The organism is Rhizobium bangladeshense (genome assembly GCF_001662075.1).
Lineage (GTDB): Bacteria > Pseudomonadota > Alphaproteobacteria > Rhizobiales > Rhizobiaceae > Rhizobium > Rhizobium bangladeshense_B.
This window is the reverse complement of the sequence record NZ_LYPL01000004.1, coordinates 176,888-195,583: the sequence shown is the minus strand read 5'-3', so window position 1 is coordinate 195,583 and position 18,696 is coordinate 176,888. Positions and strand designations below refer to the sequence as shown.

The following is an 18,696-nucleotide window of genomic DNA, read 5'->3' as shown; positions in this document are numbered from 1 at the left end:
ACGCATGAGACCTTCGGGAGGGCGTAGCCCGAGCGGCGGCCTCATGTGTGCGCGGCGATTTTCTGACGAGGTGAAATTACCTTTGCCCAGGTAGGCCTCCTGCCTCAAATTCTAGGGGCTATTCATGCATCGATTGTCTCACCGTCCTTACATGGAGACGACTGCATGGCTCTGAGGCGATGTTTCGAGCGCCTTGAGCTTTGCTCTCGCCGCCTCAATCATCTTCTGATATTCATCAGCAAGTGACTGGTACTGAACAGGATCTAGCCTGTCATTTTCGAGCTGGCTCAGCAAATCCTCGCTCTTCTGAACGAAGGCCGTAATCTGGTCTTCATAGAGCTTCGTAATCGTAATTGACCCCTGCTGTGAAGCTTCCTGCTCGGAGAAATGCACCTCAAAAGTGTAGATGTACTCGCTTATCGAATCGCTGTTGAAAAATTCGGTCGATTTGAACGAGTCTGCCGAAACTGCTGCGAATAGCCGGAAACCGTTGCCAAGCGGCTCGGTTTTTAGTTCTGTATTGTAAGTTAGCGAACTCGATGAGCCGAAGCTTTCGATTACACCGGACAGCACATCGAACACTTTCGAGGTCATGTAGAGTTCGAGGTTCGCCATACCCTTGATTGCCGCACCCATCTTTTCGGTTTCGGCTTCCATGTTGATGCCATTGGGCATGTCCTTGGAGTTGCCAAACATCGCCTTGCCGACGGCACCGATGATCTTCTTAACATTGTCCAACGACCAATCAGAAGACCGTATGAATTCAGTCTTTTTGCCCTTGATGTATACCTGATGATGCCACCCATCCGTTTTATAGGTATTATTGATTAAATTCTGTAGTTCCATTTCGGTTCCGGCGGCTTTCTGATCGAGCTGAGATTCAAGCGTCTTCAGGTAGTCGTTGAAGGCAGTTTGCTTTGCAGCAAGTTCCGCGATAGATGGGGAATGTCCCACTTTCATTCTCCTCAATTCATGACTTCGATAATTAGAGTACTTCTAGTCTCAGACTAAACGACGCGCTTACCTTCGGGATAATTCCTTATATCTTCGCCCAACGACCCAAGCGCCAGCCGCAAAAAACGGGAAAACATCCCATCCGCCTCATCGATCCGCCGCCCGGGCATCAAGCTACAGTACGATCCACTTGCCATCTAAGGACGGCACCTCGACGAAATCTTCCGACGCCCACACGGTTGCGTTTTGAAAGCTTTCCTTCACGCTTCGCGCAAAGTTCCCGTAGAGGAAAAGCCGCCCCTCGCTCGCGGTCGAGCAGGCGACGACATATATGGTCTCGGGCTCATCGGGCATCTTGGAGAGCTGTTTGCAATAATTCTTCCAGGTCGTGGTGCCGCTAACACCGTCAGGACCGCCATGCCCAACGATGACGAGGAATTTCTGCGAATCGCCGTTTCCTTGCTTTGATGCGCTGTTCTCGGTGATTAGTTCGAATTCGCCCGTGGGCTTACTTATGCAATTTTGGCGGCCATTCATAATCGCGTCGACAGCCTCTTTTACAGTCGTGTCTTGCATATCTATAGATACGATCTGGTACATGTCTTACTCCTCCTGGTTGAAGCCTGCGTCGCCATAATTAGCCCGCCAGTATCGTGTTGAGAAGATCGCGCTTGACCGTCTGCACGGTCTGCCAGTCATCCTTCAACATGCCGCCTGTATCGCCGCTGTTGGGGTTGAGTGCCCAGTACGCGAATGAGATTCCCAGTTTACCGGCAGAAAGGTCATTGCTGCCATCCCCGGTGAAATCGCCGTTCAGGTATTTGCAAAGGTTTGCCGTCCATTGTTTTTCAAGGTCGCCGTGGGGCGAGAGTGTCGGATTAACCGCGCCGGTGCCGTCCGACCCGTACTTGCCGCCGAACTCGCCCACCCAGATAGGCGCGATATTCCGCTCGAAGGTGAAGCCCCAGTGAGCCCGCCAGAGGGCGTAGAGATTGTTTGGCCATCCTGCCGGTGCTGTCTGGCCATCGTAGGCAAGCCACGACTGCACGCCGACGCTCTGGCCATATTCGTGCGGGCTGTAGGCCAGCCGTCCGGAGCGGGTGAGCACAACCGGGCGTGTCACTACACCTCCAAGTGCCCCACCCCACCAGAAAGCGCGGCTGGCATCACTACCAACGCCTTCGCAGAAGATGATCCAGTCAGGGGCGATGGTGTGGATTTGATTGCCGCACTCCTCGACGTACCCGGCCCACGTCGCCCAGTTCAGGTCATGCGGCTTGTTATGCACGTCCGCGCCGACAACGTTGATTTTGCCACCATAGCGGTTAGCCATGATTGCCCATGACGCTTGCCAGTTCGCCAGCGTGTACCCGATACCCGCTGGTGAACCGTCCGCACCCACGCCTGCGGTGCGCCGGTGATGGTCGAGGACAACATAGATTCCGCTCGCGAGGCAGTAGTCGATGATTTTATCGAAGATCTGCAGGGCTGTCCGGCCCAATAAATCCGGGTTAGTCGATGCGCTGATGACGGATGACGGCGGTACCGGGTTGCTGGTGGCCATATACCCGGAGAACGGCAAACGGATGCAGTTAAAGCCCAATTGTTTAATCTGATCGATGATGCCGCGCCATGACCGCCCCCACGTGCCGTGCGGGGTATAGTTTTCCCCTTCTGCCCCAAACCAGTTGATGGATTTGAGGCGAATAGCTGCGCCGTTCGACTGCACAAACTGGTTGCCGCTGGTGCGTATACGGCGCAGGCTCATGTCGAGATTTTCTTCGCCGGGAACGCCGTAGCTCGATTTTACACCCAATTCCTCCAGCGTCCGGACCAAGAGGTCGGACCCCTTGACCATACGCTGTACGCCATCAATTTTGGTTTTATCGGCCGCCATTTTGACCTCCAGGCATTTTTTTGGTTGATGCTGCGACGCGGTGGAGCGGTTCCCAACTATACGATTTAGGCTTTTGGCTTCTTACCTTTTGGCTTCTTCTTTGACTTGACGATGATATCCGGCCGGTCCTTCTGCTTGCCGTAATCCGCCTTTCCAAATGCAAATTTCTTGTCCTTGAGCTTTGCGAAGGACGCTTTTTTCTTTTTCGCAAACAGGATCAATCGCGTGAACTCGGTCTTTGGGTCGCAGTCGGCGGTGAGGATTTTCTGCCCAAGTTCCACGGCGTGCACCAGCCCATCCAGCGTGACCAGTCCCATTTCTTCATCGGCGCCGTCGCAATTAAGGGCGAGGATCCCCTCGCGCAGCGGCAGCAATGCGCCGGCATTTGGCAGCTTGCCCTCGAGGCGATCCGCCAGCGCCGTGACTGAAGAGCCGATGTCGCCGATGACTTCGAGGTGCGGCCGATAGGCCTGCGTGAAGGACGCAGGCTGATATGCGATGTGAATGACCTTCGGCCCGCCCTCAAGCATGATGAACGGAGGCTTTTCGCACTTGTCGTAGCCGACCGCGATGATCAGGTCGGCCTTGTCGACGGCGACGTGGACATGGTCACCTTTGGAAAGCGCCGCCGTGCCCATATAGAGGTCGGAGTCCTCGGCCATGACGCCCTTGCCCAGTTGCGTGGCAAAATAGGGGATGCCGAGGCGACGTGCGATGTCGCGGATTTGGGCGATCGAGTGCTGGTCGAGGCGGCTTGCCGCCCCACCCACCATGATCAGCGGACACTTGGCTGCAAGGATCATTTTCGTCGCGCGATCGAGGGGTTTCGCAATCATGATTAATTCTCCTCACCTTCTTCGGCCGCAATGTCTTCCGGTATCACAACAAACACTGGCCCCGGCTTTTCCTCCTGCGCGATGCGGAATGCGTCACGGAGGACTGGCCGGATCATTTGCAGCGACTCGATTTGTACTGCGAGCTTGGTCAGCGGTGTCATCACGGAGACGAGGTCGGTGTTCTGAAAGTGCCCATGGAGGCTGCTGTTGATCGGCTTCTGGCCGGCGATCATCACCATCGGAAATCCGCCGAGATAGGCATACGCAGCGCCGTTGGGGAAGTTGAGCCCGCCCGGGCCGCAGGTGGCGATGCAGACGCCTGGACGGCCTGTGAGCCGGCCTTCGGTGGCGGCCATGAGGGCCGCACCCCACTCGGTGCGGGTCGGCACGAACGTGATGTTCGAATTGCGCAACGAGTCCATAAAGTCGAGGATTTCCTCGCCGGGGACGCCGTAGACGCGCACGACCCCCCATTCCACAAGCTCCGCGACGGAGAGGTCGCTTACCTTCATGCGCAGTCCGCACTTAAGGCCGGGTGTTTTCGTTTGGCGCTTCATATCCACTCTCCAATTCAGTGCTCTGGTCCGTGGCGTCGACGAAATCCCAGGTGGAGGTCCTCGCCGGGGGGGCAGTAGATGCGCTGGACCCCCATTTTCACAAGCTCCGCGATGCAGTCGGATGCCTTGATTGCGCGTTTTTCCGAGTAGGGCATGCTGTTTTCCTTTTCGTTAGACATAAATGCCGGATGCTGACCGGTGGCACGCACGGTTACGCTTGGACGTGGAGGCGGCCCCCCACTTGGCGAAATCGGCCTTCCCGAACCTCCACCTGTTCCCTCTAACCCGCTTGACGAAGAACGCTTCTTTCCGGCGCAGAGCAGCCATTATCACTTCCTTTTCGTGTTCGAACCGGCCGAGGTGATGCCGCGACATCGGACGCGGCTGGTTCCGTCGCAGCCCGGGAACAATTTTCAAGCGCCGTGCCAATTCAGCTGATTGATGGGGCAAAACGGAAGCTGGTGCTGCCGCAAACACTTAGAGGGATAAAATACCGGACCTAAGAAATATAAGGAGTGTCACGAAGCCGACAAAATTGACGACAATGTCGCATATATGTCGTGATGTTCACGAAGAGACAGCAGAGTGTAGGCGCCAAGGCGCAAGCACATGTCGACCGAATGAGCTGCACTTGTTGCAAATGCTGGCAATGAGAAGCCGCGCTGTCCCTTAGCGAAATTGGATGGCCATGGTTTACCCAGAGGCACTCTTTCGCGTTGACGTTTACCACGATCGTGCATCACGCTCGCCGAAACCAACAGGGCTGCGGCGGATATCTTCGGTTGTTTGCGGCGGTTAAAAAATCTCGGAAGCGGTGCTGCAACCTAGCGAACGCATGCGGACACGCGTGTCGGAAAACTGACAAAGCTGTCGCACTGTCGACCACTAGCCAACCCGACCCGCCCGAAACTCGCGAGCTGATCACCCTGCAATCGGCTTGGCACGACGAGTGCTAGGACCGACCGAGATACAAAAACTACATTCGGTTGGAGCCAAAGACAGCATGAATATCGTGGTCTGCATAAAGCAAGTGCCTGACTCCGCACAGATCTGGGTTCATCCGGTTGCAAACGCGATCATGCGCCAAGGCGTGCGGAGGTAATAGCTATGAAAACCAAGATTTTGTCCGCCGCCGAAGCCGTCGCGATGATCCGCTTGGGCAATACGGTCGTTTTCTCCGGCTTTGTCGGCAACGGCACGCCGGAAGCGGTGATCGCCGCCCTCGAGAAGCGTTTCCTCGAAAGGTGCGAACCGCGCGATCTCACCCTCGTCTTTTCCGCCGCCCCGGGCGACGGCAAAGACAAGGGCCTCAACCGGCTGGCGCATCATGGGCTGGTGAAATGCCTCATCGGAGGGCATTTCGGGCTGGTGCAGAAGCTGACGCAACTGGCGCTCAGCGGCAAGTGCGAGGCCTATAATCTGCCGCTCGGTGTCATATCCCATCTCTACCGCGAGATCGCCGGGGGCAAGCCCTGGCTGATGTCGAAAGTCGGGCTTGGGACCTTCGTCGACCCGCGCAACGGCGGCGGCAAAATGAATGCCAACACGACGGAAGACCTCGTCAAGCTGAGGGAAATCGACGGCGAGGAATGGCTCCTTTACGAAACGTTTCCCATCGATGTCGTCATCCTGCGCGGCACGACTGCCGATCCATCCGGCAATGTCACGATGGAGAAGGAGGCCGCGACGCTCGACAACCTGTCGCTCGCCATGGCCGCCAAGGCCTGCGGGGGTATCGTCATCGTGCAGGTCGAGCGCATCGTCCCCGCCGGCTCGCTTGAGTCACGCGACGTCAAAATCCCAGGCCACTTGGTCGACTACGTCGTCGTGGCCCAACCTGAAGATCACATGCAGACCTATGCGACCCATTACAACGGCGCCTTCTGCGGCGAATTCCGGGCGACACTGGACAGCGCCCCCTCCATGAAACTGGATGCATGCAAGATCATCGCGCGGCGCGCCGCCATCGAACTGCTGCCGGGCGATGTCGTCAATCTTGGCATCGGCATACCGGCAGGGATTGCGGCGGTCGCGGCGGAGGAGAAGATCATAAGGTCCGTCACGCTCACCACTGAAGCCGGTAGCATCGGCGGCATCCCGCAGGCCGGGCTGGATTTCGGCGCGGCCGTTAATCCCGAATCGATCTTAGACCAGAACCAGATGTTCGATCTCGTCGACGGCGGTGGGCTGGACGTAGCCTTTCTAGGATTCGGGCAGATCGATGCGCATGGCAACGTCAATGCCAGCAAGTTCGGTGGCGGCTTCCCCGGCGCGGGCGGCTTCATCAACATCTCACAGAACACCCGCCGGCTCGTCTTCTGCGGCATGTTCACCGCCGGTGACCTGCTCACCGAGGTTAAGGATGGCAAGCTCGCCATTCTGCAGGAAGGCTCGATCATGAAATTCGTCGAAGAGGTCGACCAGATCACCTTCTCGGGCAGACATGCCCGCGAAAGGCACCAGACCGTGCTCTTTGTCACCGAGCGCTGCGTCTTCTCACTAACGCCCGAGGGGCTGGAGCTGACCGAGGTCGCGCCGGGTATCGATATCGAACGCGACATCCTCGCCCATATGAAATTCCCGCCCATCATCCGCAAGCCGCGCCAGATGGCAGCGGCGATATTCAACGACAGTCCGATGGGTTTCAGCAAGTTCCATCCGACGCCTCGTAACCCTATCATCTGAGGAGAAACCAGCCATGTCCACATCACAGACCCCGGATATCCAGACGCTGACCAACCAGATCAATGAGATGCTCGCCAAGTTCAACATGCCAGGCGTCGATCCGGCAGCACTTGTTGAGGAACAGGCCAGGAATATCGAGGCCGTCGTGCAGGCCACGCAGGTTGCCAACAAAGGCGCCTACGACGTCGCCGAAAAGCAGCTGGAATTGTTCCGCGCGGCTTCCTCACTGCTCCTGATGATGTTTGCTGATGCGGCCCTTACCCCCAAGGAGCGTGCCGAACTGGCGAAACAGGCTTACGAGATGGCGCTAATGCGCGAGGTCACCAGCATGGCGGCCGCGGCCAGCGAGAACGCTTTCGCCATCGCCCGCAAGCGGATGACCGAGAATTTCGAGGAGTTTCGCAAAGCCGCGACACTCCGAAAGGATAGGTGAGGCCGGCCTGTCCAAACGGAAAGCATAACTCGTGCATGACGATCCTCCACCCGTCGAGGCGATGGGGGAGCTGCGAAGAGCGTACTAGGAGGGATAACGACAATGAACAGCAACAAGCGGGCGGCAGGCGTCTACCCAGTTTCGAAGGAATGGGCCGAACGAGCGTTTATCGATGCGCAGCGCTACGAGGCGATGTACGCGGCCTCGATTGCCGACCCCGAAGAGTTCTGGGGCGAACACGGCAAACGCATCCACTGGTACAAGCCTTACAGCACCGTCAAGAACACCTCGTTCGAGCCGGGCAAGGTCTCGATCAGGTGGTTCGAGGACGGCACCACCAACGTCTCCTATAATTGCATCGACCGGCATCTGCCCGAGAGGGGCGACAGGGTTGCCATCATCTGGGAAGGGGACGACCAGGAGGACGCCCGAATCACCTATCGTGAACTGCACGCCCATGTCATGAAATGGGCCAACGTCCTGAAGTCGCAGGGCATTCGTAAGGGCCACAGCGTCACCATTTACCTGCCGATGATCCCCGAGGCGGTCTATGCGATGCTCGCCTGCTCGCGCATCGGCGCGATCCATTCGGCGCTCTCCACCAGTTGCCCGCCCAAAGTCCTGGCAAGCCGCATCACTGATGCGGCGAGCACCGTCGTGGTCACCGCCGACCAAGGCCAGCGCGGCGGGCGCAAGTTGGAGCTGAAGGTCGAATTGGACGCTGCGCTGGACAAGCTTCCCGAGGTGGTGACAAGCGTCATCGTGGTCAAGCGCACCGGCGCGCCGGTCGGCATGCTGAAAGGCCGCGACCACTATTATGACGAACTCTCCGAGACCGTCCCTGATCAATGCCCTCCAGAGGAGATGAAGGCAGAAGACCCGCTGTTCGTCCTCTTTACGTCCGGGTCGACGGGCAAACCGAAGGGCGTGGTGCATACCACAGGCGGCTATCTCGTCTATGCCGCCATGACGCACCAATATGCCTTCGACTACCACGACGGCGATATCCACTGGTGCACCGCCGAAATCAGCTGGATCACCGGCCATAGCTACATTGTCTACGGGCCGCTCGCCAACGGTGCGACGACCCTCATCTTCGAGGGGATCCCAACCTATCCGAGCGTGTCGCGCTACTGGGACATTATCGACAAGCACAAAGTCAGCCTGTTCTACACCGCCCCAACGGTGATCCGCTCGCTGATGGGATCGGGCGAGGACGCGGTGAAATCGTGTTCGCGTGCCTCGCTCCGCCTCCTTGGTTCAGTCGGCGAGCCCATCGACCCGAAAAGCTGGGAATGGTATCACCGCGTCGTCGGCGACGGTCGCTGCCCGATCGTAGACACCTGGTGGCAGACCGAGACCGGCGGCATCCTGATCACGCCGCTTCCCGGCGCCACCGACCTGAAGCCGGGCTCCGCCAGCAAACCCTTCTTCGGCGTCAAGCCTGAGATCGTTAATGCGGCCGGTGACGTGCTCGGCGGCGTTGCAGACGGAAACCTGGTGATCGCCGACAGCTGGCCGGGCCAGATGCGCACCCTGTACCGCGACCACGACCACTTCGAGCAGGCATATTTCTCCCTCTATTCCGGCAAATATTTTACCGGCGACGGCGCCCGGCGCGATGCAGACGGCTATTACTCGATCACCGGCCGTGTCGACGATGTCATCAACGTCTCCGGCCACCGCATCGGCACGGCGGAAGTCGAGTCCTCCCTAGTCGCCCATGCCAGAGTTTTGGAGGCCGCGGTGGTCGGATATCCGCACGACATCAAGGGGCAGGGCATCTATGCTTACGTCACCCTTATCGACGGCCAGGCTGCCTCTGACGACCTGCGCAAGGAACTCGTTTCCTGGGTGCGCAGGGAGATCGGCGCGACCGCCACGCCCGACAAGATCCAGTTTGCACTCGGCCTGCCGAAGACAACCTCGGGGAAAATCATCCGCCGGTTCCTGCGCAAGATCGCCAAGGACGAGTTGACCGCACTCGGCGACACCTCGACGCTCACCGAGCCTTCGGTCCTCGAGCACCTGATCGACAACCGACTGAATCTGAACGATGGTGACGACAGCACAAGATGAACAGGTGGGTTCCGGCGCGTTGCCGCACTGGGACCCACGTCGGGCCAGAGAAGGAAGTCCGCCGCCAGACGGACGTGGGAAACGATGAGATTGATCACGGTTGGACCGCCGTCGCGATCACTACCTGTGTAGCTTGTCTGCCTACATTCACCAAAAGGGGCCTCCATGCTTATCGATGCGATTTCCGTTGGCAAGAACCCGCCGGACGACGTGAATGTCATTGTCGAGGTGCCAGTTGACGGCCGGCCGATCAAGTACGAAATGGACAAGGAAGCCCGCGCACTCGTAGTCAAACGCTTCCTCTCCACTTCGATGACGTATCCGGGAAATTATGGCGTCGTGCCGCGCACGCTCTCAGAAGATGGCGACCCGATCAAGGTCTTGATTGTGAACACCTGGCCGCTCGTTGCGGGCTGCGTCATCAATGTGCGTCCGATAGGTGTTCTGGTCATGGAAGACGATGGCGGCAAGGACGAGAAGATCATCGCCGTGCCGGTAGCGAAGTTGACGCGCTGCTACGACAAGGTTGAGAACTACACCGACCTACCGGAAATTTTGGCGAAGCAGATCGAGCACTTCTTTTCGCACTACAAAGATCTGGAGGCCGGCAAGTGCGTGAGGATAGCCAGCTGGCAGGACGTCAATGTCGCAAAGAAGATAATTAGCGGTGCGGTCGGCCGCTACAATTCGCAAAAGTGATCGCCAATCGGGAGAGCCAAAACGGGTGGCGCGAACTGGTCATCGGCATCTTAGGCCCAGTCATTGCGGCCTGGACCGGAGGCAGCTGATTATGGTTCCATAAGTATGCTTACGCCACTTTCACATGTAAGGGGGGTGGGTTCAAGGATGAAGTGCGACTTGCAATAGATAACAACGGTTTATCCTTGCAAGGAACGAGACATGAAGCGCACCTACTCCCAGATCGATATCGATGAACGCCGCAAGATTGCCCGCTGGCGCACGGCTGGGGTCAGCGTTGATGTGATCGCCGAGAAGCTGCACCGACATCGCTCAACCATTTTCCGTGAGCTGCGCCGCAATACGTTCGAGGATCGTGAGATGCCGGACCTCAACGGTTACTACTGCGTGATGGCCAATGACATGGCGCGAGAACGGCGTGCCAAGCTGCGCAAACTTGCCCGGTTCGCGCAGCTCCGCCAATCGGTGATCGAGCGCATCATGCATGGTTGGTCGCCGCAACAGATCGCCGGCCGATTGCAGCTTGAGCGCCATCCGATCTCCGTCAGCCATGAGACGATCTATAAGTTCGCCTATTCCTCGGACGGTCACGCCATCAAACTGTGGCGACACCTGCCGGAGCATCGTGCCAGACGCCGGCCGCGGCACGCCAGACGCCGCCATGGCAAGCGGTTCACCCCGGATGTCAACATTCTCTACCGGCCAGACGCCGTCGCCGAGCGAAAACAGTTCGGGCATTGGGAATGCGATCTCATCCAGTTTCGCAAGAAGTTCGGAAAGGCCAACGTGACGTCGCTGGTCGAACGGGTCAGCCGGTTTGTCGTCTTGCTGCGCAACAATGACCGGCAATCGAGGCCGGTGATGGACGGCCTGATCCAGGTGCTACAATCCCTGCCCCACCTCGCCTGTCGCTCGATCACCTTCGATCGTGGCACGGAGTTCACCGACTGGCCTTACCTGCAGGCCAGCATCGGAGCGCAGACATGGTTTTGCGATCCGCAATCCCCGTGGCAGAAGGGCACTGTCGAGAACACCAATAGACGGGCCAGGAAATGGCTTTCGAGAGAGGTCGATCCACTGTCTCTCAGCGACCGCGATCTCACCGAGATCTGCAACCGCCTGAACGCAACGCCACGCAAATGCCTCGGCTACAAAACGCCGGCAGAAGTCTTCCGCCAGAAACTCCTCGCGCAAATCAGGCGTACCGGTTAGCCTCTCAAAGCCCGCAGGTCGCGGTTCAGCTTGAACTCACCATCGTACGCCGAGCGCTCGCTCGAGCCCGCCGCGCTTGCTCACGATCCTGCCTCTCCCCCCGATAGAGCCTCTTGCTGTTTATTGTGAAACCAATGATCAAGCATCACCAGAGCCAGCTTCGTGATTTAGGGCGTAAATACACCTAAAGGCTCATAAAAGTCTTCGTTACCCATGTGCTCGAGAGTGCCTAATTCCCTGCCATAACAAACAGCATCATACACTTCCATCGCGGTTTGCATGTTCTTCGATTGGAATTGACTATCCGTGGCCATCGGGTGCGTGTGGAGGAACTCATCATCGACCTAAGATGTTGGATTCTCTGCCAAGAATGGGCGCTTATCATGCTGATAGAGCAATTCGTATGCGAATGAACCGCTTAAAGCTATGCGACCGGTCAACTGCGAGATGTTTGTCGAAATATTCGTGAAGCGCTTACGAATACCTGATACGCTAAAGTTATACACAGTCGTTTGCCGATAGCTAAAATACAAAAGCTTAGTGCGGCGCGATTACCAAAAGATATTAAAAAATATATTATTGTCTTAGTTGATCTATGGCGAGGCCCCGTCTAGATCTGGTCAACACTCGGCACGGGGGCCTACCCCGGTCAGCGACGGGAGGCTTAGATGAACCGATGTGACAAGATGCACCCAGACAGTCCCAGAATTGAAAGGCCAATAATAAAGGTTGCCCTCCTAATTGGGGAGCGTGACCTAGGCCTCTTATCATCAATATTGAAATTAAGCGGCGAACGATTGCAATAGCAGACAACTGGGGCTGCAGCTGTAATACAGGCCAGCGAACTCGCTCGGGTCAAGCTCGTGCCGGTTATAAGGAGGTCAGATAATTTCGACCTTGAAATCGGAACGATGCCCGATATGAACGAATGAGCTGCTGTAGGGTCCTAAAGGACATCGACAGAGGAAACTATCAAATGCGGTGTTGCAAGAACGCGCCCCAACGTCGCGGGGACGACTTGAATTTTGCTACTGAACCAGAACCTGCAAAGGCAGATATTGCCTACGACGCTATTCTAAGATTACTCCGCAGTTACGGCCGTGTGCCGGAACAACATCTCAGAGAGCAGGATCTGGCATATAAGCTCGATCTTGGCCGAACGCCAGTTCGCGAAGCACTTCAGCGGCTCGCAGCGGAAGGGAAGATCCAATACATCCCTCAAAGAGGATTTTTCACGAGGCCAATGTCGGAGGGCACGCTGTTAGATTTTTATGTTGTTGGACGTGAGACCCTGATCTCGGCTTTAAAACGAATGCGGCCGCGCGTAAGAGAGAGCTGCGGGGTGACCGACACGTTGTCCCCCGACGAGCTCGCCTTGAGTGCCGAATCAATATTTACTAGCATCGCCGAAGAAGCATCGAATTGCGAGGCTTGCAAAATCGTTCACCGATTCTGTTTTTGCACTCATCCTCTGCGAATGGAGATAATTACGTCGGAACTTCGCCCTGCGTTCGTTGAAAGCCTCGCGAGATTAGATGGCGTGATGTCTAAAGTAGGCGCGGCAGCGGACCACATCGAGTCTGAGTTGATGCACCATCTTGATTTAGAACAGGGTGCCGTTCCGAGAGTCGTACGAGAGGTGAACGAACGTGGATTAACAGGTTTCCCTCGGCCGGCTTGAATCTTGTGATATCGCATAACCTGTGGCCCTAAGGCGAATCCACTCGACGCTGCACGAGTCCGTTCTAAAGACCTGTTGCAAAGACGATGCCTCAGCGGAGGCGACTTTCGGGGGCCGTACTCGGGCAAGCAGTAGCAGCGGGGAGCTGTTTTGATCGCTGCAATGCTCGAAAAAGAAACAAAGCGGCTGATCCTATGACGGTTGAGGACATCTCTGCATGAGCTGCTTCTCACAGTCCTTTGACGAGGCCCCGCCCCTATTCGCCTCACAATAAGCTCCAGCCGACCGAAGGCAGATGCGGGTTCCTGTGGCCACTATCGGCCATCATCTCCTCGCCGGGCTGAGTGCGATCAGAGCACGACCGCGACGTTGGAGATTACGCCGTTCCGACTGCGTGAGGCGCTACTGCTTGCGCGCAATATCGGATCTCTCGTGCCGGTGACGTGAAGGTTAGCATGCCTCCCGCAGCAGGTCGACGCGATCGACGAGGACGACCTTGCCTCTGACTTCGACCCCCGACGGGGCGAGCGCCGCAAACGCGCGGGAAAGGGCTTCCGGCGCCAGTCCCAGTTTGCCGGCCAGGATTCGCTTGCGGTAAGGAAGGCGGAACGTAACCCGCGAGGTGGCCGCCGAGGCGGGGCAGCGGCTCATAAGGTAGTTTGCCACCCGTTGCGCGGCTGTGAGCAAGCGGTCTCCCGCAATACATTCCATCGCGCCGAGCAGGTGCCTGACCAAGATTCGCATGACGTTGCGGTGTACGACCGGGTGTTGGTCGGCGAACGCCTGCAAGTCCGCAAGCGCAAACAGCGCGACCTCAGCCCCGTCGGCGGACCGCGCGCTGTAAGCGTAGGAGCCGCCTCCCGAGAGTAGATACTCTCCAAAGGTGTCGCCCGGCTCGCACACGCAGATATCCGCCTCGCGCCCGGCGGATTCCGATTTTGAAAGTCGGACAAACCCGTTCATGACGCAGTAGACGAACGATGCCTGCTGGCCCTCGGCTATGATCTTCTCGTCAGCGGCGAAGCTTCGAAGCTCCGCCGTTGCGGTGAATTGCTCCACAGTCGCCTGATCCAGGCCAGCAAACAGGTCAGACTGCAGAAGTACAGAATTTTTCGCAAGCATCCATCTTCCTTTCGTGTTTGGACCCAGTGTGCGGTCAGGGTTCTCGTTGATCGGTTTCGTCCTCGGCGAGGATTCGCCAGGCGGCGCCTTGAAGGTCGTCATACTGGCCGCTCTTCAGCGACCAAAGGAATGCCAGGAGTCCTATTCCTCCCATCAGCAGCGCGATCGGTATGAGATAGTTCAACATGTTCATGCGGCTTTGACCTCCGCACTCCTGCCGATCCCTCCTCGAATGTGCATATCCGGACGCTTGCTGAGGGCGTTCAGCCGCAGTGCGTTGGTCACGACGATGATCGAAGATGTCGACATTGCCACCGCCGCTATCAGCGGCGTCGCCAATCCGGCGATGGCGATCGGCACCGCCAGAACGTTGTAACCAATGGCGAGAGCGAAGTTCTGCCGGATGAGGCTGGCGGATCGTCGCGCAACGGCGATCGCTTCCGGAACAGCGTCAAGGCGATCGTTGAAGAAGACGAGGTCGGCCGCCTGTCTGCCGATATCGGAGGCCGTGGCGGGCGCCATCGAGACATGCGCGGCAGCGAGCGCCGGGGCGTCGTTGATCCCGTCGCCAACCATGAGCACGCGACGACCTTCGCCATTCAGCCTCTGGCATTCCTCGACCTTCTGTTTCGGCGTCAGAGAGCCCAAAGCCCTGTCGATACCCAGGGCATGCGCCGTATTGTCGACGACGGTCTGCCTGTCGCCCGACAAGATCAGCGTTTCAAGGCCGGCTGCATCGAGCCGGTCGATGGCCTCGCACGCACCCGGACGAAGCGTGTCATCGAAGAAGAAGCGGGCAAGATCGACGCCATTCTTCGACAGGACCACTTCCGAGAACGGACTGTCGGCGGTGCGGGGCACGAAGCTGGTTCCGCAGGCAAACGCCGCGTTGCCCAAGCGATAGATATCCGCTCCGTTCCTGGCTTCCAGTCCCCCGCCGGGGATTTCCGTGACCCTGTCGAAGGAGATGGGGGCAGTTTCGGTGTCCCGCACCAGAGCCCGAGAAAGAGGATGCCGTGAATGCGCTGCCAATCCACGGGCGATTGCAGTGGCGCTCTCGTCCATGGCGTCCACTCTGACAAGGCGCGAACTGCCCATCGTCAAAGTGCCCGTCTTGTCAAAGGCCACGGTGTCGGTCTCGGCCAGTCTTTCGAGTGCTGAGCCGTCCTTCACCATGATGCCCTTCCGGAAAAGCTCCCCCGCGGCGACGACCTGGACCACGGGCACGGCAAGACCCAATGCGCATGGGCAGGTGATGATCAGGACCGCTACGGCGACCAGCATGGCCTGTTTCCAGTCTCCGCCCAGGAAGCCCCAGGCAAGGAAGGAGACCAGCGCCAGCAGATGCACGACCGGCGAATAGAGTGTCGCAGCGCGATCGGCGATCCTGCGATAGCGAGCTCTTCCGCCCTCGGCGGCTTCCATGAGACCGATGATCTCCGAGAGAAGTGAATTCTTGGCAATTCTCGTCGCCCGCAACACGAGCGAGCCGGTCAGATTCATCGCCCCGGAACTCACTTCGCTGTCGCTGGCGACGGCGACGGGGCTGCTCTCGCCGGTGACGATGGAGAGGTCCAGGTCGCTTTCTCCGCTGACGACTATGCCATCGACGGGAACCCGTTCGCCTGCGGCTATCGAGATTTCATCCCCCGCCGCGATCTCTTCTACTGCAATGTAGCGTCGCGACCCGTCCGGATTGATCAGCAATGCTCCGCGCGGGGCCAGCCGTGCCAGTCCGTTGATCGCTGCCCGAGCCTTTTCCCGCATGATATGATCGAGGGTTCTGCCGATCAGCAGGAAGAAGAGCAGCGAGACCGAAGCGTCGAACCACGCATGCTCGCCGTGATGGACGGTCTCCCACAGTGAAACGGCATAGGAGAGCGACACGGCGAGCGAGATCGGAACGTCCATGTTGGTGCGCCCGTGCCGCAGCGCATTCCAGGCCGATTTGAAGAAGAAGCGCCCCGCATAAACCAGCGCGGGCGCTGCTATCATCGCCGAGATCCAATGAAACATGTCGCGCGTCGCGGCATCTGCGCCCGACTAGACCGATACCGAGAGCAACATGATGTTGGCAGCCGCAAAACCGGAAACGCCGATCGCGAGGAGAAGCTGATTTCTGGTCTTGTCGTTCTCGGGAGCTGAGGGGGTGAAGAGATGCGCGCGATATCCGGCCGAGTTGATCGCTGCGAGGATCTTGGACGGATCGGTTGCGCCCGCCTCGATTTCCTCCTGGTAGACGCAGGTGACCCTTCGAGCCGTGAGATTGACTCGCGCTGTCTTGACGAAGGGAAGCGTCAACAACGCCCTTTCGATGGTCGAAATGCAGCCGCCGCAGTGGACGTCGGAAACGCTCAGGTCCAACTGGCGCAATCCTTCGCCGAGCGGCTGGCTGGCAAGGCGGACCTCTTCGGCACTGAATGATGTCGTGCTGAGGGCAAGCACGCTTTCCGCGTCCATGGTACAGCAGGTCATTGGCCTAACTCCGCGGTATCGATGCGTTTTGCCTCATGCATGACGACCACGCCGTTGTTTCGCGAGATGGCCTCGACGATCCAGTCACCTTCGGCTAGATCATGTTCCGCTTCGAACCGCCCCGCGGCTGCCTTCTTGAGCGTAAGGAGGAAGTCCTCGTGGTCTCCGACGGGCCGTTTGAAATTCAGAACGACGTCGTCGACGATCGCAGGCGATCCGCTCTTGTCGTGAATGTCGTAGCGGATCTCGTGCCCCTTTATGGAGAGGTTGCCCTCGATGCCGGAAGCGGCCATTGCCTTCATCGCCGCCGCTTTGCGGTTGAACTCCTGACTGGCGATATAGGTGTTTTTCACGACCAGACCGCTCCAGCTGGAGGAGGCATAGAGGGCCATGGTGACGTTCACTGCGATCACCACGCCAAAGAATGCCGAGGTCGCAAGCAGCATGTGCAGGCCTGTAAAACCTTGAGCGGAGGTCTTCATTTGATGTCTCCCGGTGCATTGAACGCCGCGCGGTAGGTTGCCCGATCGGCATGATCGGTATCTTCGATAACGAACAGAAATTCACTGATCGCGGCTCCGGTAGGCTTGCGTGTAACGAAGACCTTGAGCGTCGTGGCCGCGTCGGGTTCGGCATGGACTGTAAAGCTGCGAGCGTCTTCCTTGCCGAACTCGGGGATGCGCATCGTCGCCCCCTCCAGCCCGACCAGGCTTATGTTCACATCCCTCGGCGTCGGCACCATGTTCAGGACACGAAGCGTGTAGCCATTCCTGAGAGAGCCGTCGCTTTCCAGAACATATTGGGGGTTTCGGTCGTGAACGACGTTGAGTTCAAGGCGCTCCCGAAAGGTGAGATGGACGAGCATGGCCACGCCGACCGACGCCCAGGCGACTGCGTAAAACACGGTTCTCGGACGATAGATGATACGCCAGTCGAAGTGCCGGATCGCCGGAACGAAGGTCCCATCCTCGTTTCGAACCCTGGACGGCTGGACGGCCGTTCGTCCTTCATCCGTGGCAACCGACATGTTGCTCGAGTATTCGCTCAGCGTGGCGTAGGCGATCAGGCCGCGGGGCTTTCCGAGCTTGTCCATGACACCGTCGCAGGCGTCGATGCAGAGCGCGCATGTGATGCACTCCATCTGCTGTCCGTCGCGAATGTCGATTCCCATCGGACACACCGCCACGCAGGCATTGCAATCCACGCAATCCCCGACCGATAGGCCATTGACCAAAGCCTTCTTGGCGTGACGCGACCGCTGCTCGCCCCGCCAGTCATTGTATGTGACGACGAGAGAATTTTCGTCGAGCATCGCACCCTGGATGCGTGGCCATGGGCACATATAGGTGCACACCTGCTCTCGCATGAGACCGCCGAGCACATAGGTCGTCGCGGTAAGGATGGCGACGGTGGTGTAGGCGGCTGCAGGAGCGCGGCCGGTGAACAGCGAAGCAAACAGGCTCGGCGCGTCGGCAAAATAAAAGATCCACGCTCCGCCCGTGACGACGCCGATCAGCAACCAGATCGAGTGTTTGACGACACGCTTCCTCAGCTTGGCAAAGCTTAAGGGACCAGCATCAAGCTTCATTCGCGCGTTTCGATCGCCTTCGATCGCACGTTCGACGACGAGAAAAAGATCAACCCACACGGTCTGCGGACAAGCATAGCCGCACCATGCGCGGCCAACCGCGGAAGTGACGAGAAACAGGCCGAACCCCGCCATGACGAGGAGACCCGCTACATAATAAAATTCCTGAGGCCAGATTTCGATGAAGAAAAAGAAGAAACGCCGTGAAGAAAGGTCGATGAGGATTGCCTGGTCGGGCGCGTAGGGACCGCGATCCCAGCGAAACCATGGCGCGAGATAGTAGATGCCGAGCGTAATCAGCATGACGATCCACTTGAACCGACGGAATCGTCCCTCCGCACGCTTGGGAAAAACCTTCTTCCGAGGTGCGTAGAGAGGCTGCCGGTTGCGACGGGCATTGACCGGCTCGACATTGAGCCGCTCGATGTTATCGGGATCTGGTGCAGTGTAGAGGTTCATGGGACCTATCCGATTTCAC

The 18,696-nt window shown here is 58.2% G+C and carries 15 protein-coding genes and 2 pseudogenes; 7 read left to right on the top strand and 10 right to left on the bottom strand.

The window, feature by feature from the left end; translation table 11 throughout:
- Positions 1-147 precede the first annotated feature (147 nt).
- From A7X77_RS10795 to A7X77_RS34385, 5 genes are all read right to left on the bottom strand, one after another.
- The gene (locus A7X77_RS10795; protein ID WP_064682922.1) at positions 148-954 is read right to left on the bottom strand and encodes a hypothetical protein; all 807 of its coding nucleotides are present in this window, start codon (positions 952-954) and stop codon (positions 148-150) included.
- A 174-nt stretch (positions 955-1,128) separates the two neighbouring features.
- Entirely contained in the window at positions 1,129-1,554 is a 426-nt protein-coding gene (locus A7X77_RS10790) for a hypothetical protein (protein ID WP_064682921.1), read from the bottom strand.
- A gap of 37 nt (positions 1,555-1,591) precedes the next feature.
- On the bottom strand, positions 1,592-2,851 hold the full coding sequence (locus A7X77_RS10785) for a glycoside hydrolase family 5 protein (protein WP_064682920.1): 1,260 nt from the start codon (positions 2,849-2,851) through the stop codon (positions 1,592-1,594).
- Positions 2,852-2,916: 65 nt separating this feature from the next.
- Positions 2,917-3,687: a hypothetical protein gene (locus tag A7X77_RS34390; protein ID WP_064682919.1), complete on the bottom strand. Its 771-nt coding sequence runs from the start codon at positions 3,685-3,687 to the stop codon at positions 2,917-2,919.
- Between the two features lie 2 nt (positions 3,688-3,689).
- On the bottom strand, positions 3,690-4,244 hold the full coding sequence (locus A7X77_RS34385; RefSeq protein WP_064682918.1) for a thiamine pyrophosphate-binding protein: 555 nt from the start codon (positions 4,242-4,244) through the stop codon (positions 3,690-3,692).
- Positions 4,245-5,247: 1,003 nt separating this feature from the next.
- Between A7X77_RS34385 and A7X77_RS33020 the strand changes: the two are divergent.
- The 7 genes and pseudogenes from A7X77_RS33020 to A7X77_RS10740 form a co-directional block, all read left to right on the top strand.
- Positions 5,248-5,337, top strand: a pseudogene (locus A7X77_RS33020) (nitrogen fixation protein FixA); the annotation flags it as partial.
- A 14-nt stretch (positions 5,338-5,351) separates the two neighbouring features.
- On the top strand, positions 5,352-6,929 hold the full coding sequence (locus tag A7X77_RS10765; RefSeq protein WP_064682916.1) for an acyl CoA:acetate/3-ketoacid CoA transferase: 1,578 nt from the start codon (positions 5,352-5,354) through the stop codon (positions 6,927-6,929).
- 13 nt (positions 6,930-6,942) lie between these two features.
- Positions 6,943-7,362, top strand: a complete 420-nt coding sequence (locus A7X77_RS10760; RefSeq protein ID WP_064682915.1) for a hypothetical protein — start codon at positions 6,943-6,945, stop codon at positions 7,360-7,362.
- Positions 7,363-7,464: 102 nt separating this feature from the next.
- Complete coding sequence (acs, locus tag A7X77_RS10755) at positions 7,465-9,441, top strand: acetate--CoA ligase (RefSeq protein WP_064682914.1); 1,977 nt, start codon at positions 7,465-7,467, stop codon at positions 9,439-9,441.
- Between the two features lie 165 nt (positions 9,442-9,606).
- Positions 9,607-10,140 carry an inorganic diphosphatase gene (gene ppa / locus A7X77_RS10750; protein ID WP_064682913.1) on the top strand — a complete coding sequence of 178 codons (534 nt, stop codon included), beginning with the start codon at positions 9,607-9,609 and terminating at the stop codon, positions 10,138-10,140.
- A 201-nt stretch (positions 10,141-10,341) separates the two neighbouring features.
- Entirely contained in the window at positions 10,342-11,352 is a 1,011-nt protein-coding gene (locus A7X77_RS10745) for an IS30 family transposase (protein ID WP_064682912.1), read from the top strand.
- A gap of 976 nt (positions 11,353-12,328) precedes the next feature.
- The gene (locus A7X77_RS10740) at positions 12,329-13,033 is read left to right on the top strand and encodes a GntR family transcriptional regulator (RefSeq protein ID WP_064682911.1); all 705 of its coding nucleotides are present in this window, start codon (positions 12,329-12,331) and stop codon (positions 13,031-13,033) included.
- 450 nt (positions 13,034-13,483) lie between these two features.
- Here the strand turns inward: A7X77_RS10740 and A7X77_RS10735 are convergent, their stop codons facing one another.
- The 5 genes and pseudogenes from A7X77_RS10735 to ccoG all read right to left on the bottom strand — a co-directional run bounded on the left by A7X77_RS10735 (position 13,484) and on the right by ccoG (position 18,677).
- Positions 13,484-14,155 carry a Crp/Fnr family transcriptional regulator gene (locus tag A7X77_RS10735; protein WP_064682910.1) on the bottom strand — a complete coding sequence of 224 codons (672 nt, stop codon included), beginning with the start codon at positions 14,153-14,155 and terminating at the stop codon, positions 13,484-13,486.
- Between the two features lie 34 nt (positions 14,156-14,189).
- Positions 14,190-14,348, bottom strand: coding sequence for a cbb3-type cytochrome oxidase assembly protein CcoS (gene ccoS / locus A7X77_RS10730; RefSeq protein ID WP_064682909.1), 159 nt, complete (start codon positions 14,346-14,348; stop codon positions 14,190-14,192).
- A pseudogene (locus A7X77_RS10725) lies at positions 14,345-16,630 on the bottom strand (cation-translocating P-type ATPase). Before A7X77_RS10725 ends, ccoS begins: the two are co-directional and overlap by 4 nt.
- Positions 16,627-17,112, bottom strand: coding sequence for a FixH family protein (locus A7X77_RS10720; RefSeq protein WP_064682908.1), 486 nt, complete (start codon positions 17,110-17,112; stop codon positions 16,627-16,629). The pseudogene A7X77_RS10725 and the gene A7X77_RS10720 overlap by 4 nt, the downstream one beginning before the upstream one ends.
- Positions 17,109-18,677 carry a cytochrome c oxidase accessory protein CcoG gene (gene ccoG, locus A7X77_RS10715; protein WP_064682907.1) on the bottom strand — a complete coding sequence of 523 codons (1,569 nt, stop codon included), beginning with the start codon at positions 18,675-18,677 and terminating at the stop codon, positions 17,109-17,111. The genes A7X77_RS10720 and ccoG overlap by 4 nt, the downstream gene beginning before the upstream one ends.
- Between the last annotated feature and the right edge of the window lie 19 nt (positions 18,678-18,696).